The organism is Streptomyces beigongshangae (assembly GCF_019710745.1).
Taxonomy (GTDB): domain Bacteria; phylum Actinomycetota; class Actinomycetes; order Streptomycetales; family Streptomycetaceae; genus Streptomyces; species Streptomyces beigongshangae.
Genome location: NZ_JAHKJW010000013.1, coordinates 24,008 through 46,611 on the forward strand (window position 1 = coordinate 24,008; position 22,604 = coordinate 46,611).

24 protein-coding genes are annotated in these 22,604 nt (G+C 71.9%); 9 read left to right on the forward strand and 15 right to left on the reverse strand.

The window, feature by feature from the left end:
* Nucleotides 1-136: 136 nt before the first annotated feature.
* The gene (locus KM933_RS12405; RefSeq protein ID WP_221351290.1) at nt 137-772 is read right to left on the reverse strand and encodes a TetR/AcrR family transcriptional regulator; all 636 of its coding nucleotides are present in this window, start codon (nt 770-772) and stop codon (nt 137-139) included.
* A gap of 65 nt (nt 773-837) precedes the next feature.
* On the opposite strand from KM933_RS12405, the gene KM933_RS12410 reads away from it, so the two are divergent.
* Complete coding sequence (locus KM933_RS12410; protein ID WP_221351554.1) at nt 838-1,989, forward strand: acyl-CoA dehydrogenase family protein; 1,152 nt, start codon at nt 838-840, stop codon at nt 1,987-1,989.
* A gap of 142 nt (nt 1,990-2,131) precedes the next feature.
* The gene (locus KM933_RS12415; RefSeq protein ID WP_221351292.1) at nt 2,132-2,758 is read left to right on the forward strand and encodes a TetR/AcrR family transcriptional regulator; all 627 of its coding nucleotides are present in this window, start codon (nt 2,132-2,134) and stop codon (nt 2,756-2,758) included.
* Nucleotides 2,759-2,826: 68 nt separating this feature from the next.
* Here KM933_RS12415 and KM933_RS12420 read toward each other — a convergent pair whose 3' ends face one another.
* The gene (locus KM933_RS12420) at nt 2,827-3,288 is read right to left on the reverse strand and encodes a MaoC family dehydratase (RefSeq protein WP_221351294.1); all 462 of its coding nucleotides are present in this window, start codon (nt 3,286-3,288) and stop codon (nt 2,827-2,829) included.
* A 121-nt stretch (nt 3,289-3,409) separates the two neighbouring features.
* On the opposite strand from KM933_RS12420, the gene soxR reads away from it, so the two are divergent.
* Nucleotides 3,410-3,922, forward strand: coding sequence for a redox-sensitive transcriptional activator SoxR (gene soxR / locus KM933_RS12425; protein WP_221351295.1), 513 nt, complete (start codon nt 3,410-3,412; stop codon nt 3,920-3,922).
* Between the two features lie 64 nt (nt 3,923-3,986).
* Here the strand turns inward: soxR and KM933_RS12430 are convergent, their stop codons facing one another.
* Nucleotides 3,987-4,709 (reverse strand): 3-keto-5-aminohexanoate cleavage protein, encoded by a 723-nt coding sequence (locus KM933_RS12430; protein ID WP_221351298.1) that lies wholly within the window; start codon nt 4,707-4,709, stop codon nt 3,987-3,989.
* Nucleotides 4,710-4,764: 55 nt separating this feature from the next.
* On the opposite strand from KM933_RS12430, the gene KM933_RS12435 reads away from it, so the two are divergent.
* Nucleotides 4,765-5,283, forward strand: coding sequence for a hypothetical protein (locus tag KM933_RS12435; protein ID WP_221351299.1), 519 nt, complete (start codon nt 4,765-4,767; stop codon nt 5,281-5,283).
* A 46-nt stretch (nt 5,284-5,329) separates the two neighbouring features.
* Here the strand turns inward: KM933_RS12435 and KM933_RS12440 are convergent, their stop codons facing one another.
* Nucleotides 5,330-5,938 (reverse strand): hypothetical protein, encoded by a 609-nt coding sequence (locus KM933_RS12440; RefSeq protein WP_221351301.1) that lies wholly within the window; start codon nt 5,936-5,938, stop codon nt 5,330-5,332.
* Nucleotides 5,939-5,976: 38 nt separating this feature from the next.
* On the reverse strand, nt 5,977-6,207 hold the full coding sequence (locus tag KM933_RS12445) for a hypothetical protein (RefSeq protein ID WP_221351303.1): 231 nt from the start codon (nt 6,205-6,207) through the stop codon (nt 5,977-5,979).
* A gap of 61 nt (nt 6,208-6,268) precedes the next feature.
* Here KM933_RS12445 and KM933_RS12450 point away from each other — a divergent pair, with 61 nt between their 5' ends.
* The gene (locus KM933_RS12450; RefSeq protein WP_221351306.1) at nt 6,269-9,058 is read left to right on the forward strand and encodes a penicillin acylase family protein; all 2,790 of its coding nucleotides are present in this window, start codon (nt 6,269-6,271) and stop codon (nt 9,056-9,058) included.
* 90 nt (nt 9,059-9,148) lie between these two features.
* Here KM933_RS12450 and KM933_RS12455 read toward each other — a convergent pair whose 3' ends face one another.
* Nucleotides 9,149-10,402, reverse strand: a complete 1,254-nt coding sequence (locus KM933_RS12455) for an exo-beta-N-acetylmuramidase NamZ family protein (RefSeq protein ID WP_221351308.1) — start codon at nt 10,400-10,402, stop codon at nt 9,149-9,151.
* Nucleotides 10,403-10,607: 205 nt separating this feature from the next.
* On the opposite strand from KM933_RS12455, the gene KM933_RS12460 reads away from it, so the two are divergent.
* Complete coding sequence (locus tag KM933_RS12460; protein ID WP_221351310.1) at nt 10,608-11,375, forward strand: SDR family oxidoreductase; 768 nt, start codon at nt 10,608-10,610, stop codon at nt 11,373-11,375.
* Nucleotides 11,376-11,631: 256 nt separating this feature from the next.
* Nucleotides 11,632-12,225, forward strand: coding sequence for a TetR/AcrR family transcriptional regulator (locus KM933_RS12465; protein ID WP_221351556.1), 594 nt, complete (start codon nt 11,632-11,634; stop codon nt 12,223-12,225).
* A 177-nt stretch (nt 12,226-12,402) separates the two neighbouring features.
* Here KM933_RS12465 and KM933_RS12470 read toward each other — a convergent pair whose 3' ends face one another.
* The 5 genes from KM933_RS12470 to KM933_RS12490 all read right to left on the reverse strand — a co-directional run bounded on the left by KM933_RS12470 (nt 12,403) and on the right by KM933_RS12490 (nt 16,229).
* Nucleotides 12,403-13,644, reverse strand: a complete 1,242-nt coding sequence (locus tag KM933_RS12470) for an acyl-CoA dehydrogenase family protein (RefSeq protein WP_221351312.1) — start codon at nt 13,642-13,644, stop codon at nt 12,403-12,405.
* Between the two features lie 6 nt (nt 13,645-13,650).
* Nucleotides 13,651-14,673 (reverse strand): phosphotransferase family protein, encoded by a 1,023-nt coding sequence (locus tag KM933_RS12475; protein ID WP_221351314.1) that lies wholly within the window; start codon nt 14,671-14,673, stop codon nt 13,651-13,653.
* Between the two features lie 214 nt (nt 14,674-14,887).
* Nucleotides 14,888-15,211 (reverse strand): DUF202 domain-containing protein, encoded by a 324-nt coding sequence (locus KM933_RS12480; RefSeq protein WP_221351558.1) that lies wholly within the window; start codon nt 15,209-15,211, stop codon nt 14,888-14,890.
* A 5-nt stretch (nt 15,212-15,216) separates the two neighbouring features.
* Nucleotides 15,217-15,609 (reverse strand): YidH family protein, encoded by a 393-nt coding sequence (locus KM933_RS12485; RefSeq protein ID WP_221351316.1) that lies wholly within the window; start codon nt 15,607-15,609, stop codon nt 15,217-15,219.
* A gap of 104 nt (nt 15,610-15,713) precedes the next feature.
* Entirely contained in the window at nt 15,714-16,229 is a 516-nt protein-coding gene (locus tag KM933_RS12490) for an NUDIX hydrolase (protein ID WP_221351318.1), read from the reverse strand.
* A 158-nt stretch (nt 16,230-16,387) separates the two neighbouring features.
* Between KM933_RS12490 and KM933_RS12495 the strand changes: the two genes are divergently transcribed.
* On the forward strand, nt 16,388-18,043 hold the full coding sequence (locus KM933_RS12495) for an FAD-binding dehydrogenase (protein WP_221351320.1): 1,656 nt from the start codon (nt 16,388-16,390) through the stop codon (nt 18,041-18,043).
* Nucleotides 18,044-18,123: 80 nt separating this feature from the next.
* Here KM933_RS12495 and bla read toward each other — a convergent pair whose 3' ends face one another.
* The 3 genes from bla to KM933_RS12510 all read right to left on the reverse strand — a co-directional run bounded on the left by bla (nt 18,124) and on the right by KM933_RS12510 (nt 21,165).
* Nucleotides 18,124-19,077 (reverse strand): class A beta-lactamase, encoded by a 954-nt coding sequence (gene bla, locus KM933_RS12500; protein ID WP_260333441.1) that lies wholly within the window; start codon nt 19,075-19,077, stop codon nt 18,124-18,126.
* 113 nt (nt 19,078-19,190) lie between these two features.
* Entirely contained in the window at nt 19,191-20,588 is a 1,398-nt protein-coding gene (locus KM933_RS12505) for a GntT/GntP/DsdX family permease (RefSeq protein WP_221351324.1), read from the reverse strand.
* A 67-nt stretch (nt 20,589-20,655) separates the two neighbouring features.
* The gene (locus KM933_RS12510; RefSeq protein ID WP_221351325.1) at nt 20,656-21,165 is read right to left on the reverse strand and encodes a gluconokinase; all 510 of its coding nucleotides are present in this window, start codon (nt 21,163-21,165) and stop codon (nt 20,656-20,658) included.
* Between the two features lie 151 nt (nt 21,166-21,316).
* On the opposite strand from KM933_RS12510, the gene KM933_RS12515 reads away from it, so the two are divergent.
* Nucleotides 21,317-22,024 (forward strand): FadR/GntR family transcriptional regulator, encoded by a 708-nt coding sequence (locus KM933_RS12515; RefSeq protein ID WP_221351327.1) that lies wholly within the window; start codon nt 21,317-21,319, stop codon nt 22,022-22,024.
* Between the two features lie 150 nt (nt 22,025-22,174).
* On the opposite strand, the gene KM933_RS12520 is transcribed toward KM933_RS12515, so the two are convergent.
* The gene (locus KM933_RS12520) at nt 22,175-22,603 is read right to left on the reverse strand and encodes a YchJ family protein (RefSeq protein ID WP_221351329.1); all 429 of its coding nucleotides are present in this window, start codon (nt 22,601-22,603) and stop codon (nt 22,175-22,177) included.
* Nucleotide 22,604: the final 1 nt, after the last annotated feature.

Sequence of the window (22,604 nt, forward strand, 5' to 3'; positions counted from 1 at the left end):
CCGCGGTTTTCCGACCTCCCGACAGCAGTCCCGAGGGGCCCCTGAAGGGGCGCGGGGAGCTGCGCGCCAAGCCCCCACGGCCCGCAGCCGGTCGGACCCCGCAGCCGTGGTCGGACCCCGCAGCGGGACCCGCCCCTCAGCGGCGCAGCCCTTCGTACTGCTGGGCCAACCCGTCCAGCAACGCGGCCAGCCCCGTCTCGAAGGCCCGCTCGTCGATCTTCTCCTGCTGCTCGGCGAGCAGGTGCGCCTGCCCGAGGTGCGGATAGTCCGCGGGATCGTAGGCCGTCTCGTCGTCCACGAAGCCCCCCGCGAACGACCCGATCGCCGACCCCATCACGAAGTACCGCATCAGCGCCCCGATGGACGTGGCCTGGGCCGGCGGCCACCCGGCCGCCACCATCGCGCCGAAGACGGCGTCGGCCAGCCGCAGCCCGGCCGGCCGGCGCCCGGGCCCCCGCGCCAGGACGGGCACGATGTTGGGGTGGTCCCGCAGGGCCGCCCGGTAGGAGACGGCCCAGTCGTGCAGCGCGGTCCGCCAGTCCCGCCCGTCCTCGAACATCGACAGGTCGACCTGCGCGCTCACGGAGTCCGCCACGGCCTCCAGGATCTGGTCCTTCGTGCGGAAGTGGTTGTAGAGGGACGGCCCGCTCACCCCCAGCTCCGCCGCCAGCCGCCGTGTCGAGACCGCGGCCAGCCCTTCCGCGTCCACGAGGGTCCGTGCCGTCCCGACGATGCGGTCGGTGCTGAGGAGGGGCTTGCGCGGTCGGGCCATGGCGCACATAGTAGGGCTGCGCATCACAAACTAGCAGTGCTAATTAAAAGCAGGGGTTGATCACAGTGAACCTGGAGCTGAGCGCGGAGCAGACCGCCGTCCGGCGGCTGGCCAGGGACTTCGTCGCGCGCGAGATCACCCCGAACGTGATCGCCTGGGACCGGGCGGAGGACGTCGACCGCTCGATCGTCGGGAAGCTCGGCGAGGTCGGCTTCCTCGGTCTCACCGTCGACGAGGAGTACGGCGGCTCCGGCGGTGACCACCTCGCGTACTGCCTGGTGACGGAGGAGCTCGGCCGGGGTGACTCCTCGGTCCGCGGTATCGTCTCGGTCTCGCTCGGCCTCGTCGCGAAGACCATCGCGTCCTGGGGGGACGAGGAGCAGAAGCGGCAGTGGCTGCCGGGCCTCACCTCCGGCGGTTACGTCGGCTGCTTCGGCCTCACCGAACCGGGCACCGGCTCCGACGCGGGCAACCTGTCCACCAGGGCGGTCCGCGACGGCGGCGACTACGTGATCAGCGGCACCAAGACGTTCATCACCAACGGGACCTGGGCCGACGTCGTACTGCTCTTCGCCCGCTCCACCGACGCCCCCGGTCACAAGGGCGTCTCCGCGTTCCTGGTGCCCGCCGACGCCCCGGGTCTGACCCGCCGCACCCTCCACGGCAAGCTCGGACTGCGCGGCCAGGCCACCGCCGAACTGGTCCTGGAGGACGTCCGCGTGCCCGCCTCGGCCATGCTCGGCCCCGAGGGCAGGGGCTTCGCCGTCGCCATGTCCGCGCTCGCCAAGGGCCGGATGTCGGTGGCGGCGGGCTGCGTGGGGATCGCCCAGGCCGCTCTGGAGGCCGCCGTGGCGTACGCGGGCGAGCGCGAGCAGTTCGGGAGGACCATCGCCCACCACCAGCTCGTACAGGAGCTGATCAGCGACATCGCCGTGGACGTGGACGCGGCCCGGCTGCTCACCTGGCGCGTCGCGGATCTCGTCGACCGCGGCGAACCGTTCGCGACCGAGTCCTCGAAGGCCAAGCTCTTCGCCTCGGAGGCCGCGGTGCGCGCCGCGAACAACGCGCTCCAGGTCTTCGGCGGCTACGGCTACATCGACGAGTACCCGGCCGGCAAACTGCTGCGCGACGCCCGGGTGATGACCCTCTACGAGGGCACCAGCCAGATACAGAAGCTGGTCATCGGCCGTGCGCTGACGGGGGTCTCGGCGTTCTGAGGCGCTCTGGCCGTCCTCACCGGACGCGACCCCTTCGACACGCCGTGAAGCCGTGGGGCCACTGCCCTGAACGGGCACTCTAAGCGCTCGCTCAGTATCGGGGTATGGTGTTCGTCCTGTCACTGGAAGGGGCGAACGAGCGATGAGTACGGCGGAGGAGACGGCCGACGGCGAACCGCAGCCGTGGGCCGAGGTCACCCCGGACGCGGCGCGGCGGCTGCTCGTCGCCGCGGTGGAGGCCTTCGCCGAGCGCGGGTACCACGCGACGACGACCCGCGACATCGCGGGCCGGGCGGGCATGAGCCCCGCGGCGCTCTACATCCACTACAAGACCAAGGAAGAGCTGCTCCACCGGATCAGCAGGATCGGCCACGAGAAGGCCCTGGACATCCTGCGGACCGCGGCCGGACGCGAGGGCAGCCCGGCCGAGCGGCTCGCCGACGCCGTGAGCTCCTTCGTCCGCTGGCACGCCGGTGGCCGCACCACCGCGCGGGTCGTGCAGTACGAACTGGACTCGCTCGGCCCCGACGCCCGTGCGGAGATCATCGCCCTGCGCCGCCGGGTGGACGCCGAGGTGCGCACGATCATCGAGGACGGCGTGGCCGCGGGGGACTTCGACGTCCCGGACGTGCCGGGCACCACGCTCGCCGTCCTGTCCCTGTGCATCGACGTGGCCCGCTGGTTCAACGTGACCGGCCCCCGTACCCCGGAGATGGTCGGGGACCTGTACGCGGACCTGGTCCTGCGGATGGTCGGCGCCGGCACGTAGTGCCCCGGAGGGGCGCGGGGAACCACGCGACCGGCCACGACGTACCCGTCCGGCGGGCCGCAAGCGGTTCAGAAGTAGTACCGGGACACCGACTCGGCCACGCACACCGGCTTGTCCCCGCCCTCCCGCTCGACGGTGAAGCCGACGGAGACCTGCACACCGCCCGCCACCTCGTCGACCCCGGTGATCCTCGCCGTGGCGCGCAGCCGCGACCCCACCGGAACCGTCGCGGGGAAACGCACCTTGTTCGTCCCGTAGTTGACGCCCATCCTGACGCCCTCGACCGCGATCAGCTGCGGCCCGAACAGGGGCAGCAGCGACAGCGTCAGATAGCCGTGGGCGATGGTGGTCCCGAAGGGGCCGGCCGCGGCCCGTGGGGCGTCCACGTGGATCCACTGGTGGTCACCCGTCGCCTCGGCGAACAGGTCGATGCGCTTCTGGTCGATCTCCACCCAGTCGCTGTACCCCAACTGCTCGCCCACCGCCGCCTTCAGGTCGTCGGCGGACGTGAAGATCCTCGGTTCTGCCATGTCCCTGGCCTTTCCCGTCGCTGCGTTCCGGAGCGTCATGCTAAGCGACTGCTTAGCATGGTCGTCGGGAGGTTGCCTGTCAACGGACCGGGAGGGTGGCGGGCTGGGTAGGGTTCGAGGGGTGCCCCAGATTCCCGAGAAGATCCATGAACTCACGGTCGGCCAGCTCTCGGCCCGCAGCGGTGCCGCCGTCTCGGCCCTGCACTTCTACGAGTCCAAGGGCCTGATCAGCAGCCGCCGCACCTCTGGCAACCAGCGCCGCTACCACCGTGACACCCTGCGACGGGTCGCCTTCGTGCGGGCCGCGCAGCGTGTCGGCATCCCGCTGGCCACGATCCGTGACGCGCTCGCCGAACTCCCCGAGGAACGCACGCCGACGCGGGAGGACTGGGCGCGCCTGTCGGAGGCGTGGCGCTCCGAACTCGACGAGCGCATCAAGCAGTTGGGCCGGCTGCGGGACCACCTCACGGACTGCATCGGCTGCGGCTGCCTCTCCCTGGAGAACTGCGTGCTGTCCAACCCCGACGACGCCTTCGGCGAGCGGCAGAGCGGCTCCCGCCTCATGGTGGAACGCGGCGGCCGACGCGTCCCCCGGCCCCCGGGCCCACGACGGCAACCCGATCCCCACACCTGAGCCACCTCCGGGCGCCCCCCCCGTCACCGGGCGCCCGTCCGCCCCCAGGCCCCGCCCTCACCCCCTACGAGGGCCTCACCCCGTACCGGACCAGCGCCTCCCTCACCAACCGGGCGTTCGACGGGGTCCGTTCGCCGTTCGGCAGGGACAGCGTGTCCTCCAGGCCGATACGGGTCGCGAGGCCCAGGTGTGCGGCGAGGCGCAGTACGGGCCAGGCGCCGCCGTCCTCCCCGTGCAGCAGGACCGGACGGCCGTGCGCGGCGCCGAGCGCGGCCAGCAGCTCCCGGGCCGTCCCCTCGGCCGAGCGGGGGTCCGGGTCGGTCACCTCCGCCAGTACGCGCAGCACCCGCGGCCCCAGCGGCGACGCCGCGAACCGCGCGGCCCCGTCCGTGCCGGACCAGATGCCCGCCTCCACGCCCACGCCCCGCTCCAGCAGCGCGGCGGCGACCTCCTCGGCGCCCGGCTCGTGCCAGTTGACCGAGGCGTGGTCCGGCAGGACGCTCCACTCGTGCACGCGCGCGACGCGGGCGGCGGGGTCGGGCTCGGCCCAGGCGCCGGTGCTCACCCCGACGGGAACGGCCACGCGTGACCGGATTTCGTCCAGCGTCGCCGCAACCGCCTTCGGCGACAGGGTGTCTTCTCCACAGGGGGACTTGGGATGCACATGGATGTCCGACGCCCCGGCCGCGACGGCTTCCGCCGCGGAGCCGGCCATCGCTTTCGGCGACAGCGGCACGAACGCACCGTCGCCGGACCCGCGCCTCCCGTTCACACAGACCTGCACCATGCCCCCGATGGTGCCAGGCGGCACCGACAACCGGAGACCGAAAGGGGAACAGGCGATGAGCCTGGCCATCTGCTCGCTCAAATGGGAAGCCGCACGTACGGGGGCCCAGAAGATCACGTACGACAGCGACGGGTACCACCTGGTGCGCTTCCCCTACGTCACGGGTGACGAGCAGTACGACCGCTGGAACATGCACGACCCGGCGAAGGGCGGCACCGCCGCGTCGAAGTTCCCTGACCCCCGCTCGGGGCTGATCTGGCCGAGCCACGACGGCTGGGGCGTCCTGTCCGCGCTGGTCTTCTGGGAGGCGGACGCCGCCGGACTGGAGTACCGGGCGCGCTTCGTGCGCGACCCGCTGGACCTCACGACGAAGTACAACTCGACGGCCACCACCGACTGCGCGCCCACCAGGGGCGGCCAGTACCGGTCCTACATGTGGCAGATGTTCGTCCACCCCGGCACACCGCTCGGCCTGAAGGTCTCCGTGCGCGGCGCGGGCGACAAGAAGATCCCCACGCCGATGATGCTCGCCGAGTTCAAGCTCGCCATCCACACCGACGTCAAGGTCCCGTAGGCACTCGTCCGGGGGTGCGGTTCCGCCGGCGCACCCCCGGCCTCCCCTATCCTCCGACCCCCACCAGCAGGCGGCCCCTCCTGCAGTCCACCAGGGCCTCGGGGGTGAGGACCGGGCGCGGGACCACGATTCCGCAGGCGGTGCAGACCGGGCCCGAGGACGGCTCGTGGGCCAGGTCGTACATCCAGACGAGGTGCTCGCCCGAACAGACCGGGCAGCCGGTGCCCGGCTCCCGCTCCAGCGCGTCGATCAGCCGGCGCAGCACCTCGGCCAGCGGCCCGTGCGGGTGGACGCCGGGGTCGTCGCACCAGGCGACCCCGAAACCGCCCCAGGTGAGACGGTGCCAGTCGTCCACGCTGCCGGGACTGCGCAGACCGTCGTGCTTCTCCTTCTTGCGGCGCCGGGCGAACCCGGCCTCGTAGGCGAGCCAGACGGAGCGGGCCTCCTCCAGCTCGTCCAGTGCGGCCACGAGCCGCGCCGGATCGGGGGACCGGTCCTCGGGGCCGAACCCGGCCCGGGAGCACAGGTGGTCCCAGGTCGCCCGGTGGCCGTAAGGAGCGAACCGCTCAAGGCACTTGCGCAGTGAATAGCGCCGCAGTGCCAGATCGTTCCTCGGGTCGCGCACCTGTCTCGCCAGACTACGGAATCCCGCCATCGCCCTGCACCTCCGTCACACCTGCACCTGTACTTCGGTCACTTCGGCGTCATCACAAGGACGTCGCCGAATAGACGTATCGACACGCGATTCGGCTCCATCTGTTTTCCGGCTGCCGCCGCAAAGCCGCCGACCTGCCGGTTCTCGGCCGCCCACGAGGCGGTTTCAGCCTTCTGCCGAGCCTTTCCCGGCCCGTCGGCCGGTTTCGGTCGGCGGCTCCGGCGGGGCACGTCCGGCCCCTCCGGCGCCAAAAAGTGACGCGTGTTCATCTTCAAACCCGGGGACACCGGCAGTAGCGTCCGGCGCATCCCCGTCCGTGAGGAGTCAGCCATGCCCCGGCGTACCCCACGCACCATGCTCGACAGACTGAGAACTCCCCGCAGATTCCCCAAGTTCCTCATGGGCGCTTCCATATGCGTTCTCATTGCCGGTCTTCTGTCACCGCTTTCCCGCGCGATGGCCGCCGACACCCCCGTCCTGGCCGCGGACGATTACTGCGGCGGTCAGTGTTCGGACATCCTCCCGGCGGGCCAGAACGGCAACGCGACCCTCGCCGAGATCATCCTCAACCAGGCGTTCGGCACCCAGCCCGCCCACGCGGAAGACCAGCTGGGCCCCTATGCCAACCTGGCGTCCGGCCACCGCGCACTCACCGACGCCAAGATCAACGACTTCTTCAGGGACGCCTCGTTCGGGGTTCCCGCCGACCAGGTCGAGTCCACCCTGAAGCCCGCCGGACGCACCGACGTGACGATCGTCCGCGACAGGAAGACCGGCGTGCCGCACATCACCGGTACCACCCGCTACGGAACCGAGTTCGGAGCCGGTTACGCGGCGGCCCAGGACCGGTTGTGGCTGATGGACGTCTTCCGGCACGTCGGACGCGGCAAGCTGACCCCCTTCGCGGGCGGAGCCCCCTCGAACCAGGGGCTGGAGCAGGAGTTCTGGCGCCACGCCCCCTACACCGAGGCCGATCTGCAGGCCCAGATCGACAGCGTGGTGGCGAAGAACGGCGCCCGCGGACAGCAGGCCCTCGCCGACGTCCGGGCCTACCTCGACGGCATCAACGCCTACATCGACGCCGCCGACAGCGGCCGCTACTTCCCCGGTGAGTACGTCCTGACCGGCCACAAGGACTCGATCACCAACGCCGGGACCATCGAGCACTTCAAGGAGACCGACCTGGTCGCCCTCGCCTCCGTCATCGGCGCGCTCTTCGGCTCCGGGGGCGGCGGCGAGGTGAACAACGCGATCTCGCTCCTCGCGGCCCAGTCCAGGTACGGCGTGGAGAAGGGCACCCAGGTCTGGGAGTCCTTCCGCGAGCGCAACGACCCCGAGGCCGTGCTCACCCTCCACGACGGCGAGAGCTTCCCGTACGCCACGAAACCGGCCGTCCCGCAGGGCGCGGCGATGCCCGCCGCCGGCACGGTCACCGAGGAACCCCTGGTGTACGACCGCACCGGCAGCGCGGCCACCGCCGGTGCCGCCAGGACGTCCGCCGCGGCGACGGCGAGCGCGCTCGGCTCGGCCCGGCGCGGCATGTCCAACGCCCTCGTGGTGAGCGGCGAGCACACCGCGAGCGGCCACCCGATCGCCGTCTTCGGACCGCAGACCGGCTACTTCGCGCCACAGCTGCTCATGCTCCAGGAGATCCAGGGCCCCGGCCTCAGCGCCCGCGGCGCCTCGTTCGCGGGCCTGAGCATGTACGTCGAACTCGGCCGCGGCCAGGACTACGCGTGGAGCGCCACGACCTCCGGCCAGGACATCATCGACACGTACGCGGTCGAACTGTGCCAGGACGACACCCACTACCTCCACCGCGGCACCTGCACGGCCATGGAGAAGGTCGAGCAGACCAACGCCTGGAAGCCCACCACGGCCGACGGGACCGCCGCCGGCTCCTACCGCATGCAGGTCTGGCGCACGAAGTACGGGCCGGTCACCCACCGGGCCACCGTCGACGGCAAGAAGGTCGCCTACACCTCCCTGCGCTCCTCCTTCATGCACGAGGCCGACTCGATCATCGGCTTCCAGATGCTGAACGACCCCGGCCACGTGAAGAGCCCGGAGACGTTCCAGTCGGCGGTCCAGCACATCAACTACACCTTCAACTGGTTCTACGCCGACGCGGAGCACACCGCCTACTACAACAGCGGCGACAACCCGGTGCGCGCCGCCGGTGTCGACGCCGAGTTCCCGGTCCGGGCGCAGCCTGCGTACGAGTGGCGGAACTGGACGCCGGCGACGAACACCGCCGATTACACCCCGCCGTCCGAGCACCCGAACTCGATCGACCAGGACTACTACATCTCCTGGAACAACAAGCAGGCCGAGGACTACACCACGGCCCCCTGGGGCAACGGCTCCGTCCACCGCGGCAACCTCCTGGACGACCGGGTGCGCAGGCTGGTCACCGAGGGCGGGGTGACCAGGGCGTCCCTCACCAGGGCGATGGCGGACGCGGGGCTGGCCGACCTGCGCGCCGAGGACGTGCTGCCGAAGCTGCTGCAGGTCATCAGGACCTCACCGGTGACCGACCAGGCGGCAGCGGCGGCGGTGACCAGGCTCTCCGACTGGGTGACGGCGGGCGCCAAGCGCAAGGAGACGTCGGCCGGTTCGAAGACGTACGCCGACGCCGAGGCGATCCGCATCCTGGACGCCTGGTGGCCGCTCCTGGTGAAGGCCGAGTTCGAACCGGGCCTCGGCAGCGGCCTCTACACCGCCATGACGAACAACCTCCCGGTCGACGAGGCGCCCTCGGCGGGCCACGGGCCCACCGGGTCGCACGCCGGCAGCTCGTTCCAGTACGGCTGGTGGAGCTACGTCCACAAGGACATCCGGGCAGTGCTCGGCGAGCCGGTCCGGGGCGGACTCGCCGAGCCGTACTGCGGCGGCGGCAGCCTCAGCGCCTGCCGGGACATCCTGATCAGCACGCTCAAGCAGGCGGCCGGCCGGACCGCGGCACAGGTCTACCCCGGCGACGAGCTCTGCTCGGCGGGCGACCAGTGGTGCGCCGACTCGATCAACCAGCGCACCTTGGGCGGCATCAAGCACGGGAAGATCAGCTGGCAGAACCGGCCGACCTACCAGCAGGTCGTGGAGTTCACCTCGCACCGGTGACGTGTCCGCCGGAGAGGGGCCGCCGCCGGCGGCCCCTCTCCGGCCGGTCCGCCCCGTGATCCGGGGGGCGGACCGGCGCACCGGCGTGCGTCAGCGGTAGAGGAGGTACTCCTCGCGCACGCGCCGGAACGCCGCCAGCTCGTCCTGCCAGCCCGCCACGACCTCGTCGGCCGTCGCGCCCGCGTCGATCATCGTGCGCACCAGGGTGGAGCCCGTCAGCCTGTCGATCCAGTTGTCCGGACGCCAGGCGAAACCGCTCCACGCCTGCCTGGCGGTCACCAGCAGCGCGATCCCGGTGCGCACCGGGTCGTAGGCCGCGCGGTCGTGGACGTGGACCTGCACACCGCCGACGGTCCTGCCCTGGAACTTGGAGAAGGAGGGCGCGAAGTACGCCTCCCTGAAACGCACCCCGGGCAGCCCGAGCCGATCGGCCGCGGCGGCCCACCGCCGGTCGACGCCCTCCGCGCCGAGCAGCTCGAACGGCCGGGTCGTGCCGCGCCCCTCCGACAGGTTCGTCCCCTCGAAGAGGCAGGTGCCCGGATACACCAGGGCGGTGTCGGGCGTCGGCATGTTCGGGCTGGGCGGTACCCAGGGGAGCCCCGAGGCGTCGTGGAAGTCGGACCGCCGCCAGCCCGACATCCGCACGGTGTCCAGCGGCACCGGCGCCGCCAGGAACTCCGCGTTGAACAGCCGTGCCAGCTCGGCGACCGTCATCCCGTGCGCCTGCGCGATCGGCTCCCGGCCCACGAAGGTCGCGAACTCCTTGTGCAGCACGGGCCCGTACGCGCCGCGTCCCGTGACCGGGTTGGGGCGGTCCAGCACCACGAAGCGCCTGCCCGCGAGCCGGGCCGCCTCCATGCAGTCGTACAGCGTCCAGATGTAGGTGTAGAAGCGGGCGCCCACGTCCTGGATGTCGAAGACGACCGTGTCCACGCCCGAGGCCGTGAAGATGTCGGCCAGCGGCTGTCCGCTCTTCAGGTACGTGTCGTAGACCGGCAGCCCGGTCGCCGGGTCGTCGTACCGGCCCTCGGAGCCGCCCGCCTGCGCGGTGCCGCGGAAGCCGTGCTCGGGGCCGAAGACGGCGACCAGGTCCACGCGGTCGTCGGCGTGCATCACGTCGACGATGTGACGCACGTCCCTGGTGATGCCCGTGGGATTGGTGACGATGCCGACGCGGTCGCCTTCGAGGAGGTCGTAGCCGCTGTCGGCGAGGCGTTCGAAGCCGGTCCGGAGCCGGCGGGCCGCCGGTCGCGGACCGGCGGGCGCGGCGGCCGCCGCGCCCGCCGGGAGCGCCGTCGCGGCGGTGGTGGCGGCGAGGAGACTGCGTCTGGAGAAGCGGCGCACGGGGACCTCCGGGTTCGCGGAAGGCTGGCATGTGCACGGTAGGGCTTCCACCGGCCGCACGTAAGCCACCGGATCGGCGTGGCTCCGTCGCGCCCACACGGCGGAGTCGCACACCGATACGGCCCCACGCCCCTTACCGGGTGCATACCGACCGGTTAGTCTGACGGTGGGCAGAGCAGTGATGTCGCCGTGTCGAAGGAGACCGATGGTGGAAGCCATGCAGGATGCCGCAGTGGTCGTCACGGGTGCGGGGGGCGGGATCGGGGCCGCGCTGGCCCGCCGGTTCGCCGCCGCGGGGGCCCGGGTCGTCGTCAACGACCTGGACGGGGCGAAGGCCGAGGCCGTCGCCGGGGAGATCGGGGGGATCGCGGTTCCCGGCGACGCCTCCGCGATCGTGGCCGAGGCCCGGGACGCACTCGGCGGCACCGTGGACGTCTACTGCGCCAACGCGGGCGTGGGCTCCGCCGGCACCGAAGCGGCTCCCGAACAGGTCTGGGAACTCGCCTGGGACGTGAACGTGATGGCCCACGTCCGCGCGGCCGGGCAACTGCTCCCCGCCTGGCTGGAGCGCGGCAGCGGCCGCTTCGTCTCCACCGTCTCGGCGGCCGGACTGCTCACCATGATCGGCGCGGCCCCGTACAGCGTCACCAAGCACGGCGCGTACGCCTTCGCCGAATGGCTCTCCCTCACGTACCGCCACCGCGGTCTGAAGGTCCACGCGATCTGCCCGCAGGGCGTCCGCACCGACATGCTCACGGGCAGCGGGAGCGCCGGGGACCTCGTCCTGCGGCCCACCGCGATCGAGCCCGAGGCCGTCGCGGACGCCCTCTTCGCGGGGATCGAGGAGGACCGCTTCCTGATCCTCCCGCACCCCGAGGTCGCCGGGTACTACCGGGCGCGGGCCGCCGACCCCGATCACTGGCTGACGAACATGAACCACATCCAGCAGAAGTGGGAGACGGACGGCCGGTGACCGCCTCCCCGTACGCGGCCGGGCTGCGGGCCGTGCTCCCGGGCGGGGCCCGGCGCGCACCGGTCGTTCCCGGGGATGGGAGGATTCTCCGTCGGGAGCCGCGGCCCGGGCCGTATCAGGACCGGGACGGGCGGAGAGCAACCGGAACCGCACAGCACGCATCACGAACGACATGAACAGCACCGAGACCACCGAAAAAACCGAGACCACCGAAAAAACCGAGAACACCGAGAACACCGGAAGGCGGGTGGCGGCAGTGCCCAGGACGACGGACGGGGACGGCACGCCCGTTCCGCAGCGGCTGCTGGCCGCCGCCACCCGGCTCTTCGCCGAGCGCGGCTACGACCGCACCTCGGTCCAGGAGATCGTCGAGGCGGCCGGTGTCACCAAGGGCGCGCTGTACCACTACTTCGGGTCCAAGGACGATCTGCTCCACGAGGTGTACGCGCGCGTGCTGCGGGTGCAGCAGGAGCGCCTCGACGCCTTCGCCGACGCCGAGGCGCCGGTGGAGGAGCGGCTGCGGGGGGCCGCCGCCGACGTCGTCGTGACGACGATCGACAATCTGGACGACGCGTCGATCTTCTTCCGCTCGATGCACCATCTGAGCCCCGAGAAGAACAAGCAGGTACGGGCCGAGCGGCGGCGGTACCACGAGCGGTTCCGGGCGCTGATCGAGGAGGGCCAGGAAGCCGGTGTCTTCTCCAGGGAGACGCCCGCGGACCTCGTCGTCGACTACCACTTCGGCTCGGTGCACCACCTGTCGACGTGGTACCGGCCGGACGGCCCGCTCACCCAGCAGGAGGTCGCCGACCACCTGGCGGACCTGCTGCTGCGGGCGCTCCGGCCGTAGGCCGTGGCCGGGGTCGCCCCCGGGCCTCCCGGTGCCCGGCCTCTCCCGGAGAGGCTGATCCCGTCGGCCCGTCGGCCCGTCGGCCCGTCCGTCGGCGGCGGGAGAGCCGGGGGCCGGGTCGCCGGTGTCCCCGCCGGCGGCGCACCACCGGTGAACCGGCGCAAACCGGTAGGCGGGTCAGACGTACCTCTTCAGCTCCGCCCGTGCCAGTGACCGCTGGTGCACCTCGTCCGGTCCGTCGGCCAGTTTCAGTGTGCGGGCCCCTGCCCACAGCTCGGCCAGCGGGAAGTCCTGGCTGACGCCCCCCGCGCCGTGCAGCTGGACCGCCTTGTCGATGATGTCGACCACCGCACGGGGCGTCGCGATCTTGATCGCCTGGATCTCCGTGTGCGCGCCCTTGTTGCCGACGGTGTCCATCATCCAGGCCGTCTTCAGGACCAGCAGGCGCAGCTGCTCGACGGCGACCCGCGCGTCGGCGATCCAGTTGTGGACGACCCCCTGCTGGGCCAGCGGCTTCCCGAACGCCTCGCGCGAGACCGCCCGCCGGCACATCAGCTCGATGGCCCGCTCGGCCATGCCGATCAGCCGCATGCAGTGGTGGATGCGGCCGGGACCGAGCCGGGCCTGCGCGATGGCGAAGCCGCCGCCCTCCTCGCCGACGAGGTTCGTGACCGGGACGCGCGCGCCGTGGAAGACGACCTCCGCGTGGCCCCCGTGGTAGTGGTCCTCGTAGCCGTACACCTGCATCGCGCGCCTGACCTCGACGCCCGGGGTGTCGCGCGGCACCAGCACCATGGACTGCTGGCGGCGGATGTCGGCCCCGTCGGGGTCCGTCTTGCCCATCACGATGAAGATCTTGCAGTCGGGGTTCATCGCCCCGGAGATGTACCACTTGCGGCCGGTGATGACGTACTCGTCCGTACCGCCGGTGCCGCCCGCGCCGCCGGGTGACCGCTCGATCAGCGTGGTGATGTTGGTCGCGTCCGACGAGGCCACCTCGGGCTCCGTCATCGCGAACGCCGAGCGGATCTCACCGGCGAGCAGCGGCTCCAGCCACTGCTTGCGCTGCTGCTCGTCGCCGAACTGGCTCAGCACCTCCATGTTGCCGGTGTCGGGCGCCGCGCAGTTCAGCGCGGTGGGCGCCAGCTGCGGGGAGCGGCCGGTGATCTCGGCGAGGGGCGCGTACTGGAGGTTCGTCAGCCCGGCCCCGTACTCGGAGTCCGGCAGGAAGAGGTTCCACAGCCCCTGGCGGCGCGCCTCGGCCTTCAGCTCCTCGACCACGGCCGGGGTGTCCCAGGGCGAGGCCAGCCGCTCGCGCTGCTCGTGGGCGACCGCCTCCGCCGGATGGACGTACTCGTCCATGAACGCGAGCAGCCTGGCCCGCAGTTCCTCGGTGCGCGCGTCGAATGCGAAGTCCATGGTCCGTCAGCCTTCCTGGAGGGTGGTCAGGCCGTGCTCGATGAACACGGGGACCAGGTCGCCGATGCGGTCGAAGCCCGCGCCGACGGTCTGGCCGAGCGTGTAGCGGTAGTGGATGCCCTCCAGGATCACGGCGAGCTTGAACCACGCGAACGCCGTGTACCAGGCGACGGCCGACACGTCGCGCCCCGAGCGCGCGGCGTACCGCTCGATCAGCTCGGCCGGTTCCGGATGTCCGGCGGCCGTCGCGGTCGTCGAGACGGGGGAGTCGGGCAGTCCCAGCGGCATGCTGTACATCACCAGCAGGCCCAGGTCGGTGAGCGGGTCGCCGAGCGTGGACATCTCCCAGTCGAGGACGGCCGTGATGCGGTCGTCCGCGCCGATCAGCACGTTGTCGAGACGGTAGTCGCCGTGCACGACGGTGGCGGCGGGGGAGCGCGGCAGCTCGCGCCCCAGCGCGGCGTGCAGTTCGTCGATACCGGCCAGCTCGCGGTTGCGGGAGGCGTCCAGCTGCTTGCCCCAGCGCCGCAGCTGCCGGTCGAGGAAGCCGTCGGGCCGGCCGAAGTCGGCGAGACCCACCTCGGCGGGGTCCACCGCGTGCAGCTCCACCAGGGTGTCGACCAGGCCGAGGACCGCGCCGCGCGTGCGCTCGGGACCGAGGGGGGCCAGCTGCTCGGCGGTCCGGTAGGGGGTGCCCTCCACGAAGTCCATGACGTAGAAGGGCGCGCCCAGCACCTCCGCGTCCTCGCAGAGCAGCAGCGTGCGCGGTACGGGCACGGCGGTCGGGTGCAGTGCGCTGATCACCCGGTGCTCGCGCTTCATGTCGTGCGCGGTGGCGAGCACGTGCCCGAGCGGCGGCCTGCGTACGACCCACCGGGAGGTGCCGTCCGTCACCGCGTACGTGAGGTTCGACCGTCCGCCCTCGATCAGCCGGCCGGTCAGCGGGCCGTCGACCAGCCCGGGCCGCTCGCTGTCGAGCAGGCCGCGCAGCCGGCCGAGGTCGAGACCCGGCGGGTGGTCTGGACTCATCGTGTTGCCTCCGTAGGCGGGAATCAGGACTCACCATATGATGCCGACCGGTCGGTATGCCGTCCAGTGGACGAACGAAACGTGACTGGCGTCTCGGCCGCCCACGGGAAACCGCCCGCCGGAAGCGGCCCGGCGGGACCGCCCGGCAGGATCGTCCGATGGGACCGGCCGCCGGGTCCGTCCGGCGGCCGCCGGACGGACCGGACGGAGGTGCTCAGAGGACGAGCGCCGTCGCGCACACCGCCAGCGCGATCGTGCAGAGCGCGGCCGTGCCCGCATGCCGCGGGGTGAACGTCTCCGGGGGTACGCCCCCGGACAGCGCGCGGATCCGGCGGTGCGCCACGCCGAGGAAGCCCAGCCACAGCCCACAGCACAGCACACACCCCGCGAACGCCGCCGCGCCGGGCCCGTCGCGCAGCGCCGACTTCCCCGCGAGCACGGCGACCACGGTCGCCGTCAGGGTCGTACGCCGCCACGCCAGCCGCGTGCGCTCCGGCTGCAGCCCGGGGTCCCGGGCCCCCCGCTCCGGCGCGGACACCCCCGTCACGCCTCCCACCCCACCAGCACGGCCACGACCATCGCGACGGCCACCAGGGCCACCCCGATGCCCAGCAGCGCCGGGAAGCGGGACACCGGCAGGTCCTCGCCCCTGCGCATCGCGCGCTCGCAGCGGATCCAGTGGTTCACCGACCGCAGCGCGCACAGCACTCCGGCGGCCAGCAGCCCCAGCGCGAGACCGACCCGCCACGCCCACCGAAGATCGGGCAGGAACTGGTCCACGGCGAAGCCGCCGCCGATCAGTGCGAGCGAGGTCCGCAGCCACGCCAGGAACGTCCGCTCGTTCGCCAGCGAGAAGCGGTAGTCGGGGGTGCCCCCGTCCTCCCTGATCCGCTCGGGCACGAACCACAGCCGGACGTTCCGCGCAAATTCGATCACGCAGGCGACCCTACCGGGGCCGCAGCCCCGTCAAGGGTGCGGGAAACCGCGTGACCAGCCCTTCGCCCGCACCGGCACCGCGGCACCACCCGGCACCACCACCCTCAGCCCGCCTCCCGGAAGGCCCGCAGCCGTGTGTACGCCGCCAGGCCGTCCGGCACCCACTCCCACTCCGTGAGCCGTTCCCGCACCTCGTCCTCCGGCAGGAAGGCGTACCGGTCGACCTCCTCCGCCTGGGGGGAGACCGGCAGCTCGCACCGCACCTCGTACACCGCCGACCACCAGCTCTTCCCGGCCCCGTCGTCGTACAGGAACTTGAGGAGGAACTCCGGCCGGGGCAGCCCGCGGACCCCCAGCTCCTCCTCGGCCTCCCGCAGCGCGGCGTCGTCGTAGCTCTCGCCCGCGCCCACCACCCCGCCGACGAACATGTCGTACAGGGAGGGGAACACCAGCTTGACCGAGGTGCGCCGGTGCACGAACAGGCGTCCGGCCGCATCCCTGACCTGGACGAACACGCACCGGTGCCGCAGTCCGCGTGCGTACACGTCACCGCGCCGGGCCCGGCCCACCACCTGGTCGTGCTCGTCGACGACATCGAGAATCTCGTCAGCGGAACTCATCCGCCCATCAAAGCAGCACGCCCCGCAGGGCCGCGCCTCACAGGACCACGCCCCGCAGGACCCCGGCGACTTCGGCAACCGGAGCGGAGCGGTTGACTGGGGTACTCCGGTGCCCAAGGATCTGACCGATCAGTAACAAGGCCGAGGAGGAGCTGCGCATGGCGTACGACGCGGACGTGATCGTGATCGGAGCGGGTCTGGCCGGACTCGCGGCGACCGCGGAACTCGTCGACGCGGGGCGCAAGGTGATCCTCCTCGACCAGGAGCCGGAGCAGTCGATCGGCGGCCAGGCGCACTGGTCGTTCGGCGGCCTCTTCTTCGTGGACTCGCCCGAGCAGCGCCGGATGCGTGTCAAGGACAGCCACGCGCTGGCCCTCCAGGACTGGATGGGCACCGCGGCCTTCGACCGCCCGGAGGACCACTGGCCCCGCAAGTGGGCGGAGGCGTACGTGGACTTCGCGGCCGGCGAGAAGCGGAGCTGGCTGCACCGGCAGGGCGTCCGCTGGTTCCCCGTGGTCGGCTGGGCCGAGCGCGGCGGCTACGACGCGGGCGGCCACGGCAACTCCGTACCGCGCTTCCACATCACGTGGGGTACGGGTCCGGGCCTCGTCGCCCCCTTCGAGCGGCGGGTCCGCGAGGGTGTCGCGCGGGGCCTCGTGCAGCTGAGGTTCCGGCACCGCGTCACGGGACTCTCGCGCAGCGCGGGCACCGTCGACACGGTGAGCGGCGAGGTGCTGGAACCGTCGGGCATCGAACGCGGGCAGGCCAGCAGCCGCACGGTCACCGGCGCCTTCGAGCTGCGGGCGCAGGCGGTGGTCGTCACCTCGGGCGGCATCGGCGGCAACCACGACCTCGTGCGCGCCCACTGGCCCGAGCGCCTCGGCACCCCGCCCGAGCGGATGATCTCCGGCGTGCCCGCGCACGTGGACGGCGAGATGCTCGGCATCGCCGGGGCCGCCGGCGGGCACCTGATCAACCGCGACCGCATGTGGCACTACACCGAGGGCATCCAGAACTGGAACCCCATCTGGGACAAGCACGGCATCCGCATCCTGCCCGGCCCGTCCTCGCTCTGGCTGGACGCCCGCGGCAACCGGCTGCCCGTACCGCTGTTCCCCGGCTTCGACACGCTCGGCACCCTGGAGCACATCATGCGGACCGGGTACGACCACACGTGGTTCGTGCTCAACCGGCGGATCATCGGCAAGGAGTTCGCGCTCTCGGGATCCGAGCAGAACCCCGACCTCACCGGCAAGTCCGTCAAGGGCGTCCTCCAGCGGGCCCGCGCCGACGTGCCGGGGCCGGTACGGGCGTTCATGGACAACGGCGTCGACTTCGTCGTCGAGAAGGAGCTGGGCGCGCTCGTCCGCGGTATGAACGAGCTCACCGGGGAACCGCTCGTCGACGAGGCCGGTCTGCGCCGCGAGATCGTCGCGCGCGACCGGGAGATCGCCAACCCCTTCACCAAGGACCTCCAGGTCATGGCGGTCCGCGGCACCCGCGCCTACCTCGGCGACAAGCTGATCCGCACGGCCGCCCCGCACCGCGTCCTCGACCCCAAGGCCGGGCCGCTCATCGCCGTCCGCCTCAACATCCTCACCCGCAAGACGCTCGGGGGTCTGGAGACCGACCTCTCCTCGCGGGTGCTGACCGAGGGCGGCGACCCGCTCTCCGGGGTGTACGCGGCGGGTGAGGCGGCCGGGTTCGGCGGTGGCGGGGTGCACGGGTACCGGTCGCTGGAGGGCACGTTCCTCGGCGGCTGCCTGTTCTCCGGGCGCACCGCGGGCCGCGCCGCGGCGAAGGCCGTGCACTGAGGGCGGGAGGCCGTGCACCGACGGCAGGAGGCCGGCCCGCGCCGCGGGGACCGCGACCGGGCCCGGCCGGCCGTGGCACGCTACCGGCCCAGCGCCGCCGCCAGCAGTTCGGCGGACCCGGCGACCAGCGCGTCGTCCTTCGGGGCCCCGGGGTCGGACGTGGTGGACAGGACGGCCAGGACGACGGGTGACCCGTCCGGCGTCCAGGCGATGCCCACGTCGTTGGTGGTGCCGTACGCGCCCGTGCCCGTCTTGTCACCGAGCGCCCAGTCCGCGGGCAGACCCGCGCGGAAACGGTTCGTGCTCGTGGTGTTGGCCAGCAGCCACTCGGTCAGCTGCCGCCTGTCCCGCGGCACGAGCGCGCCGCCGAGGACGAGCTTCGCGTACGTCCGCCCGATCGCGGCCGGGGTGGTGAGGTCCGTCGTACGCCAGGGCTCGGCGGAGTTCAGATCGGGCTCCCACCGGTCGAGACGGGTCGTGGTGTCCCCCAGGGAACGGCAGAAGCGCGTGACGGCGGCCGGGCCGCCCAGCTCGCGGAGCAGGAGGTTCGCCGCGGTGTTGTCGCTGTGGGCGATGGCTGCGTGGCACAGCCCGGCGACGGTCATGCCGTGGGCGAGGTTCTCCTCAAGGCCCGTGACGGGGGCGCCGCCCGCCTCCGCCACGTCCTCCTCGGTGTACCGGATCCGCAGCCCCAGGAACTCGCCGCGCCGGTCGAGGTCCCGCAGGACCGCGGCGGCGGCGAGGGTCTTGAACACCGAGCACATCGGGAACGCCTCGCCGGCGCGGTAGCGCACGGTCTCGCCGGTGACCGTGTTGCGGGCGTAGACACCGAGGCGGGCGGAGTGGGCGCGCTCCAGTGCGGCGAGGGCCCCGACCACACCGGACTCGGCCTTGGCCGCGGGCGCGTGTGCCCGCGTCTTCGGCGGGGTCGTCGCCGCCGACGGGGCCGCGGCGGCTGTGGTCAGCGCCGCCACGGCCCCGGTGCCGAGGGCGAGTACGGCCCGGCGGCCGCGGGGGGATGCTGAGCTTTCCAAGATTGCTCTCTCTTCCGCTTCGAACGATGATCGGTGTGCGGTGATCAGTGTGCGTGGAGAGAGACTCATGGGAAGTTCGTGCGGTTCCTGGGAGGTCCGCGGTCCGCGGCCCGCTAGATGATCAGCGACAGCAGCAGGACCAGGCCGCCCGCGACCACCGAGATGATGGTCTCCATGACCGACCAGGTCTTGAGGGTCTGGCCGACGCTCAGGCCGAAGTACTCCTTGACCAGCCAGAACCCGGCGTCGTTCACATGGCTGAAGAACAGCGAACCGGCGCCGATCGCCAGCACGAGCAGTGAGGCGTGCGCGGTCGACATGTCGGCCGCGAGCGGGGCCACGAGACCGGCCGCCGAGATGGTGGCGACGGTCGCGGAACCGGTTGCGAGCCGGATCGCCACCGCGATCAGCCAGGCGAGCAGCAGGGCCGGGATCGACCAGTCCTCGGAGATGTCCAGGATCATCGCGCCCACGCCGGAGTCGATCAGCGTCTGCTTGAAACCGCCGCCCGCGCCGACGATCAGCAGGATGCCGGCGATCGGGGCGAGGGACTTCTCCACGGTCGAGGAGAGGCGGTCCTTGGTGAAACCGGCCGCCCGGCCGAGGGTGAAGAGGGCCACGAGCACGGCCGCGAGCAGCGCGATCAGGGGCGAGCCGATCACGTCGAAGACGCGCTGCACCGTGTTCCCGGGATCGTCGACGACGATGTCGACCAGCGCCTTGGCCAGCATCAGCACCACCGGCAGCAGCACGGTGGCGATGGTGACGCCGAAGCCGGGACGCTTCTCCAGGTCCTCGGAGGCACGCTGCGGGATCATCTTCTCCGGGGCCGGGACGTCCACCCAGCGGGCCGCGTACTTCGAGAAGAGCGGCCCCGCGATGATCACCGTCGGGATGGCGACGAGGATGCCGAGGGCGAGGGTGACGCCGAGGTTCGCCTTGACCGCGTCGATCGCGACCAGCGGGCCGGGGTGCGGCGGGATCAGCCCGTGCATCACGGACAGGCCCGCGAGCGCCGGGACGCCGATGCGCATCAGCGAGTAGTTGCCGCGCTTGGCCACCATCAGGACGACCGGGATGAGCAGCACGATGCCGACCTCGAAGAAGAGCGGCAGCCCGATCACCGAGGCGATCAGCACCATGGCCCAGGGCATCGAGCGGCCGCCGGCCTTCTCCAGGATCGTGTCGACGATCTGGTCGGCGCCCCCGGAGTCCGCCAGCAGCTTGCCGAGGATCGCGCCGAGGGCGATCAGTACGCCCACTCCGGCGACGGTCGAACCGAGACCGGCCGAGAAACTGGCGATCGCCTTGTCGAGCGGGGCCCCGGCGAAGGCGCCGAGCGCCAGCGAGCCGATGGTCAGCGCGAGGAAGGCGTGGAGCTTGAACTTGGTGATGAGCAGGACGATGACGGCGATGCCCGCCAGAACGGCGATGCCCAGCTGGGCGTGGCCCGCCGAGGTGATCGGTTCGACGGGGTCCGCTGCCAGTATCTCGACGCTGAGTCCGGTCACGGTGCTTTTCCTTGCGGGAGGGGAGGGGGGCTTGAAGGAAGGAAGGGGAGAGGGGAGGGGGAGAGGGCTACCGGGACAGGTCGCGCAGCGTGGTCACGGCCCGTTCGGTGATCTCCTCGGGGCTGCCGGTGACGTCCACGGCGACACCCGTCTCGTCCGCCTGGAGCGGCTGGAGGGTGGCGAACTGGGAGTCGAGGAGCGCCGTGGGCATGAAGTGGCCCTTGCGCTGTGCCATCCGGTCCGCGATGAGTTCCCGGTCACCGGTGAGGTGGACGAAGACCACGTCGGGAGCGGCCGACCTGATCCGGTCGCGGTAGGCGCGCTTCAGCGCGGAGCAGCTGACCACGCCGCCGAGGCCGGCCCGGCCGTGCGCCCAGGCGCCGATGGCGTCCAGCCAGGGGCGGCGGTCCTCGTCGGTGAGCGGGGTGCCGGCCGCCATCTTGGCGATGTTGGCCTCCGGATGGAAGTCGTCGGCCTCGGCGTAGGGAACGCCGAGCCGGTCCGCCAGCAGGGGACCGATGGTGGTCTTGCCCGTGCCTGCCACGCCCATGACCACGATGACGTCGGGAGTAGTCATTGCTGCCTCGCTGTCTTCTTCGACATCGGATGAGCGGTTCCGGTGCCGCATCCGTCACGACACTGAAACCTATAGGTCAGACGAATTCAAGAGTCTGTGACGTATAAGTCTGACTTTTTGATCCGTCTCTCCTCCTCGTACCCTGAACCCCATGAGCACACCGGGCCGGGGGCTGCACGGCCATGTACTGGAGCGCCTCGGTCCTTCGATCACCGCGGGCGAGTACCCCCCGGGCAGCGTCCTGCGCACCGACGAGCTGGCGCAGCGTTTCGAGGTGTCACGCTCGGTGATGCGCGAGGCCGTCCGGGTCCTGGAGTCGATGCACCTCGTCGAGTCCCGCCGCCGGGTCGGCGTGACCGTGCGCCCCGCGAACGAGTGGAACGTCTACGATCCGCAGGTCATCCGGTGGCGGCTGGCGGGCGCCGACCGGCCGCGCCAGCTGCGCTCGCTGACCGTGCTGCGCTGCGCCGTCGAGCCCGTCGCCGCGGGGCTGGCCGCCAGGAACGCCACCGCCGAGCAGTGCGCCCGGCTCACGGAGTGCGCGCTCGGCATGGTGGCCAACTCGCGCGGGCGGCAGCTGGAGGGGTACCTCGTCCACGACGTCGCCTTCCACCGGATCGTCCTGAACGCGTCCGGCAACGAGATGTTCGCGCGGCTCGGGGACGTGGTCGCGGAGGTGCTGGCGGGGCGTACGCACCATCAGGTCATGTTCGAGGACCCCGATCCGGCCGCGGTCACCCTGCATGTGCAGGTCGCGGAGGCGGTACGGGGCGGGGACGCGGCGCGGGCGGAGGGGCTGACGCGGGAGATCGTGCTCGGTGCGCTGGAGGAGTTGGACATCCTCAGCCCGGAGGGCTGAGAAGTCCTGGCGCTGCGCGCCGCGTTGCGCTGCGCGGCTGTCGTTCGGCTGCGGGTGCGTCGTGGCTGATCGCGCCGTTCCCCGCGCCCCTGAAAGACAAAAGACTGCGCCGTTCCCCGCGCCCCTGAAAGTCCGCGTCCCCGGAAGGCGTCAAGGGGTGATGTCCCCGTCGACGTACAGCCATGCCCCGTCGGCTCGTTCGAAGCGGCTGTGTTCCCGTAGCGCGCCTCCGGCGTAGGACGCGCGGAAGGTCACCGTGCCCGTGGTGTGGAAGGCCGTCCCCCCGGTCGTGGCGAGGATCTCCAGCCCCGTCCACCGCACGGCCGGATCGAGCTCCAGCCGGGTCGGCCGCGTGCGCGGATGCCAGGTCCGCAGCAGGTACCCCTCGTCACCCTTCACGAAGGCGCAGTAGCGCGACCGCATCAGCGCCTCGGCGGTGGCCGCCGGATGCTCCCCCCGGTGCAGCCGCCCGCAGCACCCCTCGTACGCCTCCCCGCTCCCGCAGGGGCAGGGAGCGGTACGGGAACCGGAGGCCACGGAAGAACGCTCCCCGCGGGAGCGCGAACCACGTCGGGACATG

Excerpts from the sequence above, each read along its gene's own strand:
- KM933_RS12405 (WP_221351290.1), bottom strand. The coding sequence starts at position 772 with ATGGCCCGACCGCGCAAGCCCCTCCTCAGCACCGACCGCATCGTCGGG.
- KM933_RS12415 (WP_221351292.1), top strand. The coding sequence starts at position 2,132 with ATGAGTACGGCGGAGGAGACGGCCGACGGCGAACCGCAGCCGTGGGCC.
- KM933_RS12420 (WP_221351294.1), bottom strand. The coding sequence starts at position 3,288 with ATGGCAGAACCGAGGATCTTCACGTCCGCCGACGACCTGAAGGCGGCG.
- KM933_RS12430 (WP_221351298.1), bottom strand. The coding sequence starts at position 4,709 with ATGGTGCAGGTCTGTGTGAACGGGAGGCGCGGGTCCGGCGACGGTGCG.
- KM933_RS12435 (WP_221351299.1), top strand. The coding sequence starts at position 4,765 with ATGAGCCTGGCCATCTGCTCGCTCAAATGGGAAGCCGCACGTACGGGG.
- KM933_RS12440 (WP_221351301.1), bottom strand. The coding sequence starts at position 5,938 with ATGGCGGGATTCCGTAGTCTGGCGAGACAGGTGCGCGACCCGAGGAAC.
- KM933_RS12445 (WP_221351303.1), bottom strand. The coding sequence starts at position 6,207 with ATGAACACGCGTCACTTTTTGGCGCCGGAGGGGCCGGACGTGCCCCGC.
- KM933_RS12450 (WP_221351306.1), top strand. The coding sequence starts at position 6,269 with ATGCCCCGGCGTACCCCACGCACCATGCTCGACAGACTGAGAACTCCC.
- KM933_RS12460 (WP_221351310.1), top strand. The coding sequence starts at position 10,608 with ATGGTGGAAGCCATGCAGGATGCCGCAGTGGTCGTCACGGGTGCGGGG.
- KM933_RS12470 (WP_221351312.1), bottom strand. The coding sequence starts at position 13,644 with ATGGACTTCGCATTCGACGCGCGCACCGAGGAACTGCGGGCCAGGCTG.
- KM933_RS12475 (WP_221351314.1), bottom strand. The coding sequence starts at position 14,673 with ATGAGTCCAGACCACCCGCCGGGTCTCGACCTCGGCCGGCTGCGCGGC.
- KM933_RS12490 (WP_221351318.1), bottom strand. The coding sequence starts at position 16,229 with ATGAGTTCCGCTGACGAGATTCTCGATGTCGTCGACGAGCACGACCAG.
- KM933_RS12495 (WP_221351320.1), top strand. The coding sequence starts at position 16,388 with ATGGCGTACGACGCGGACGTGATCGTGATCGGAGCGGGTCTGGCCGGA.
- KM933_RS12510 (WP_221351325.1), bottom strand. The coding sequence starts at position 21,165 with ATGACTACTCCCGACGTCATCGTGGTCATGGGCGTGGCAGGCACGGGC.
- KM933_RS12515 (WP_221351327.1), top strand. The coding sequence starts at position 21,317 with ATGAGCACACCGGGCCGGGGGCTGCACGGCCATGTACTGGAGCGCCTC.
- KM933_RS12520 (WP_221351329.1), bottom strand. The coding sequence starts at position 22,603 with ATGTCCCGACGTGGTTCGCGCTCCCGCGGGGAGCGTTCTTCCGTGGCC.